The sequence below is a fragment of the Synechococcus sp. H55.11 genome (assembly GCF_047462475.1).
Taxonomy (GTDB): Bacteria; Cyanobacteriota; Cyanobacteriia; order Thermostichales; family Thermostichaceae; genus Thermostichus.
On the sequence record NZ_JANSJI010000361.1, the window covers coordinates 1 to 3,005 of the forward strand.

General features: G+C 62.3%; 3 protein-coding genes. All 3 read left to right on the forward strand.

Annotated features, from left to right (window positions below):
- The first annotated feature begins 283 nt into the window (after positions 1-283).
- The 3 genes from NW853_RS13740 to NW853_RS13750 all read left to right on the forward strand — a co-directional run bounded on the left by NW853_RS13740 (position 284) and on the right by NW853_RS13750 (position 2,958).
- The gene (locus NW853_RS13740; protein ID WP_414336042.1) at positions 284-1,405 is read left to right on the forward strand and encodes an ABC transporter ATP-binding protein; all 1,122 of its coding nucleotides are present in this window, start codon (positions 284-286) and stop codon (positions 1,403-1,405) included.
- A 61-nt stretch (positions 1,406-1,466) separates the two neighbouring features.
- Positions 1,467-2,735, forward strand: coding sequence for a class I SAM-dependent methyltransferase (locus NW853_RS13745; RefSeq protein WP_414336044.1), 1,269 nt, complete (start codon positions 1,467-1,469; stop codon positions 2,733-2,735).
- A 37-nt stretch (positions 2,736-2,772) separates the two neighbouring features.
- Positions 2,773-2,958 (forward strand): hypothetical protein, encoded by a 186-nt coding sequence (locus NW853_RS13750; RefSeq protein WP_414349307.1) that lies wholly within the window; start codon positions 2,773-2,775, stop codon positions 2,956-2,958.
- The last annotated feature ends 47 nt before the right edge of the window (positions 2,959-3,005 follow it).

The following is a 3,005-nucleotide window of genomic DNA, read 5'->3' on the forward strand; positions in this document are numbered from 1 at the left end:
TGAGGCGAGCGCCACTTTTGGCTTAAGCAAGATCCAGATCCCAGAGGGTAGGCCACGAGCCTACCTTTTTTTGCTTTTTGTTTTTTCGATCCTCAACTCCCCTCTCCCTCTGGGAGAGGGGCCGGGGGTGAGGGCTGTCCCTCTGGGAGAGGGGCCGGGGGTGAGGGCTGTCCCTCTAGGAGAGGGGCCGGGGGTGAGGGAATACTCCCTCCCAGGGATCCAATTTGACCTCTGCCCCTGGGGTTGGATAAGGTTGAGGGCGAAGTGGCTGGGGAGCGAGAGCATGGCCAGCGTGACCTACGAACACGTTACCAAGCGCTACGGCGACACCACGGCCGTCCACGACCTGAACATCGCCATTGAAGACGGGGAATTTCTCGTCTTCGTCGGCCCCTCCGGCTGCGGCAAGACCACCTCCTTGCGCATGCTGGCCGGCCTGGAAGAGGTGAGCGCCGGCTCCATCTACATCGGCGACCGCCGCGTGAACGACGTTCCCCCCAAGGATCGGGACATCGCCATGGTCTTCCAGTCCTACGCCCTCTACCCCCACATGACTGTGGCCGAGAACATGGCCTTTGGCCTTAAGCTGCGCGGCCTGCCTAGGGCGGAGATCGAAAGCCGAGTTCGGGGGGTGGCCAAGCGGCTGGGGATCGAACACCTGCTCCACCGCAAGCCCAAGGAACTTTCCGGTGGACAGCGGCAGCGGGTCGCCGTCGGGCGGGCCATTGTGCGCAACCCGGCGGTGTTTTTGATGGATGAGCCCCTCTCCAACCTCGACGCCAAGCTGCGGGTGCAGGCGCGGGCCGAGATCAGCAAGTTGCACATGCAACTGGGCACCACCTTCATCTACGTCACCCACGACCAGGTGGAAGCCATGACCATGGGCAACCGCATCGCCGTCATGAAGGATGGCCGCCTGCAGCAGGTGGATACTCCCCAGGCCCTCTACAGCCGCCCCGCCAACCTGTTTGTGGCCGGCTTCATCGGCAGCCCTTCCATGAACTTCTTCTCAGCCAAGCTGCGGGAGCAAGAGGGCACCCTCTGGGTGGATAGCGGCGCCTTCCGTGTGCCCATCCCCCCCCACCAGGCGGATCCCTATCGGCCCCGCGCCGGCCAGCCGGTCATCTTCGGCATCCGCCCGGAAAACATCCACGATCCCCAGTACCAACCCCCAGGGATCCAACCCGCCCGCGTGCGCGCCAAAGTCTCGGTCGCCGAGCTGATGGGCCACGAGGTCATCCTCCACCTCAGCACCACCGACGCCGAAGGGATCCTCCCCGAGCAGGAGTTTGTGGCCCGCGTGGATCCCCGTACCCAGCTTCGCGTCAACCAATGGGCAGAAGTGGTCTTTGACATGGATCGCTTCCACCTCTTTGACCCGCAAACTGAGGAGCGGCTGGAATAAACAAGAGGCGCTGTCAAGCTAAAGATTGGCTACCATAGGCTCCAGAGAAAAAAGGATCCCTATGCCGGAGCAATCTGCCTCGAAGTTGGTGCAGGCGCAGTTCGACGAATTTCCCTATCCCAACGTCCCCATCGAGCAGACGGTTACGGATACCTTTGCCCTGTTTGCCAACAGCTACACCACCGCCTGCTACGTGCGAGATCGCAAGGTGGTCAAGCCGGAAGGCAAAGTGATGCTCAACGCCGGCTGCGGCTCCGGCTGGGAAACCCTGGTTCTGGCCACGGCCAACCCAGGTGCATCTTTGGTCGGGGTGGATATCTCGCCGAAATCGCTGGAGATGGCCCGGCAGCGCTTCGAGTTCCACCAGATCCCAGATGTGCGCTTTGAAGTAGCAGACATCACCGATATGGGAGCGCTAGGGGAGCAGTTTGATTTCATCGCCTGCAACGACGTGCTCTACCTGCTGGAAGATCCGGTGGCCGGACTCAAAGGCATGCGCCAGGTGCTCAAACCCGAGGGCATTATCCGCACCAACGTCCACAGCCTCTATCAGCGGCAGTTTATTTTCAACATGCAGGATGCCATGGAGCTGCTGGGGGTGATGGACGAGCCGGCTGCCAAAGCCGTTCCCATCCTCCGAGAGCTGATGGATGCCCTCCATGAAGGCAGCTTCGTCAAAAGCCACTGGCAGGGAGACGCCATCAAAACCACCAACGGGATCCTGGCCAACTTTCTGCTGCGCAGCGACAAGGGCTTTACGGTGCCCCAGGTGTTCGAGATGCTGCGCCAGGCCGGGCTGGAGTTCATTAGCATGGTGAACTGGCAGCAGTGGAAGCTGGAGCGAGTCCTCACCAAGCCGGTTCCCTACGCCCTGCGCCACCTTAAAAAGCTCAGCCAAGAGGAGCTGCTGCACTTTATCGAGCTGATTTTTCCCAACCTGACCCGGCTGATTGATTTTTGGTGTGGCCACCCTCGCCCCGCTCCACCAGCCCCTTTTACCCTGGAAGAATGGCGAAACGGCTCCGTGCAGGCCCATCCTCTGCTGCTGCGTCTTAACGCCAAGGTTGCCTTCGAGAATGCCATCCGCGACAACGGCCCGGTCAACATCAACGGCTGGCCGGGATCCGAAGGCAACATCGTCATCGATCCCTTCTCGGTACGCTGGCTGATTGATGTTTTTGGGGAAGAGCCTGTGCCCGTACAGGCGCTGGCGGCCAAGGCCCTAGATCTCATGGACTGGACCCCCGAAGAGGCCTTTAACCAAGTGGTGGCCAACCTCAAGTTCCTGGAAGAGCGGCTGGTGGTGCTGCTGCACTCGCCCCTGCGCTAAGTTCAGGGATCCCGCGTCAGCTCCCCTCCCACCCACGATGGAACACTACCCCCCTCTCCCTGAGGGAGAGGGGCCGGGGGTGAGGGCCATCCCTGAGGGAGAGGGGCCGGGGGTGAGGGCCATCCCTCAGGGAGAGGGGCCGGGGGTGAGGGCCATCCCTGAGGGAGAGGGGCCGGGGGTGAGGGCGATCCCTCAGGGAGAGGGGCCGGGGGTGTTCGCGTGAGCGGCGCGGAGCGCTTGGGCCATCCCTCAGGGAGAGGGGCTGGGGAT

Excerpts from the sequence above, each read along its gene's own strand:
- NW853_RS13740 (WP_414336042.1), top strand. The coding sequence starts at position 284 with ATGGCCAGCGTGACCTACGAACACGTTACCAAGCGCTACGGCGACACC.
- NW853_RS13745 (WP_414336044.1), top strand. The coding sequence starts at position 1,467 with ATGCCGGAGCAATCTGCCTCGAAGTTGGTGCAGGCGCAGTTCGACGAA.
- NW853_RS13750 (WP_414349307.1), top strand. The coding sequence starts at position 2,773 with ATGGAACACTACCCCCCTCTCCCTGAGGGAGAGGGGCCGGGGGTGAGG.